The 2,083-nt window shown below is 77.4% G+C and carries 3 protein-coding genes; all 3 read left to right on the plus strand.

What is annotated here, in order from left to right; translation table 11 throughout:
• Nucleotides 1-753 (plus strand): FUSC family protein (locus EBO15_RS43280; protein ID WP_147481942.1); only part of this gene is annotated, 753 nt, incomplete at its 5' end.
• Nucleotides 753-1,313, plus strand: coding sequence for a MarR family winged helix-turn-helix transcriptional regulator (locus EBO15_RS43285; RefSeq protein ID WP_122200202.1), 561 nt, complete (start codon nt 753-755; stop codon nt 1,311-1,313). The genes EBO15_RS43280 and EBO15_RS43285, both read left to right, overlap by 1 nt.
• A 197-nt stretch (nt 1,314-1,510) precedes the next feature.
• On the plus strand, nt 1,511-2,083 hold a 573-nt coding region (locus EBO15_RS43290; RefSeq protein ID WP_267898470.1), incomplete at its 3' end, for a thiamine pyrophosphate-binding protein.

Below are 2,083 nucleotides of genomic sequence, written 5' to 3' on the forward strand. Positions count from 1 at the left end.
GCCGTCCTCGCCGCCCTGCGCCGGAGCTCGCCGCTGCTGCCCGTCGCCACCCGCGTCGGCGTGAGCGCGGCCGCCGCGGGCTGGCTGACCATGCTGCTCGGCGTCGGGCGCCCCTACTGGGCGGTCGTCACGGCCGCCGCGATCTTCCAGGCCAACCTCGTCCTGACCTGGCGGCGCGCCCTCCAGCGGGTGCTCGGGAACCTCCTCGGCCTCGCGCTGTTCACCGCGCTGCTGCCGGTGATCGGGATCGGGCCGCTCGCGCTGGTGCTCGTCGCGCTCGCCGCGCAGTTCGCCGCCGAGGCGACGATGTCCCGCAACTACTGGCTCGGCTCGGTGTTCGTGACGCCGATGGCGCTGAGCATGGTGGAGTTCGCCGGGTACCGGCCCGCGAGCGAGCTGGTCGGGGACCGCTGGCTCGACACCTGCGTGGGCGCGGCCGTCGGGCTGCTCGGCTGCGTCCTGATCACCAACCGGCGCGCGTCCGGGCGCATCGGCGGCGCGCTGGACCGGCTGTCCGCCGCCGTCGCCGAGACGCACGCCGTGACGGGCGCCGCGCCTGGCACCGTCGCCGCCCTCCGCGACCGCGTCACCACGGCCCTCGTCGACCTGCGGGACGCCGTCGACGTCGCCGAGGGCGAGTGGTGGCAGCGCGCGCTCCCCGCCGAACGCGTCGAGCGGGCCGAACGCGACGGCCACCGCGCCCTCGCCACGCTCGCCGCGACCGGCACCGTCCGCGACGAGGAGGCCGCCTGATGACCCCGGACGAGACCGTCCCCGCCCAGGACGGGAACACGGCCGGGCGGCCGCCGGTGCGGGACGCGGTGACCGAGGTGCTGCGGCAGTGGCGGGAGCTGCGGCCCGACCTCGACACGACCCCGATGGCCGTGATCGGCCGGGTGAACCGGTGCGCGGCGCTCCTCCAGCACGCGGGCGACACCCCGCTCGGCCGCGCGGGCCTGGCCCGTCCGGAGTACGACACGCTCACGGCGCTGTACCGGCTCGGCCCCGGCGTGACCCCCGGACGCCTCGCGCGCGAGACGTTCGCGTCCGGCGCGGCGGTGACCAAGCGGCTGCGCGCGCTGACCGAACGCGGCCTCGTCGAGCGCCGCGCGGACGACCGGGACCGGCGCGTCCAGCACGTGTCGCTGACCGAGGAGGGCCGCGCGCTCCTGGACCGGCTGCTGTCCGAGCAGGTCGAGTACGAGGCGTCCCTGCTGGACGGCCTCGGAGCGGAGCGGAACGCCGAGCTGGCGTCCGCGCTGGCGGAGCTGCTGGCGCTCCTGGAGGGCAGCCTCGGCCGCCACCTCGGCTAGCCCGGTGGTTCCCGGCCGCGCCTTTTCAAGGTGCTGCGGTCAAGTTACGTTCGGGGAGATCCGGGCGTGGCGAACGTTCCCGGGGAAGGGGAGGCCGCCGTGACCCAGTCCGCGTTCCCAGACGGGGCCCTTCCCGCCGCCCTCTCCGGCGGCCCGCTCGACACTGCCGCCGGCGGCCCGCTCGACGCGGTCGGCCGGTGAACGTCGCCCAGGCGGTCGGGAGGGCCCTGGCCCGGCTCGGCGCGCACACGGTGTTCGGCGTCGTCGGCAGCGGCAACTTCGAGGTGACGAACGCGCTGGTCGAGGGCGGTGCCCGGTTCGTCGCGGCCCGGCACGAGGGCGGCGCGGCGACGATGGCGGACGCCTACGCGCGGACGGGCGGCGGCCTCGGGGTGCTCAGCGTCCACCAGGGGCCGGGCCTGACCAACGCGCTCACCGGTATCGCCGAGGCCGCCAAGAGCCGCACGCCGCTGCTGGTGCTGACCGGCGAGGTCGCCGCGTCCGCGGTGCGGTCGAACTCCAGGGTCGACCAGGGGGCGCTGGCGCGCGCGGTCGGGGCCGTCCCGGAGCGGATCCACGCGCCGGAGACGGCGCTGTCCGATCTTGCCCGCGCCTGCCGGACCGCCGTCGCCGCCCGCCGCACCGTCGTGCTCGGCCTGCCCCTGGACGTCCAGTCCGCGCCCTACGACGGCCCGGACGCGTGCGTCCCGGAGGCCCCGCACGCGACCGGGACGGCCTGGCAGCCCGCCGTCCCGCCGCTCGCGGTCCCG

Origin of the sequence: Actinomadura harenae (assembly GCF_003696215.1) — a bacterium.
In the GTDB taxonomy this organism is placed as follows: Bacteria; Actinomycetota; Actinomycetes; order Streptosporangiales; family Streptosporangiaceae; genus Spirillospora; species Spirillospora harenae.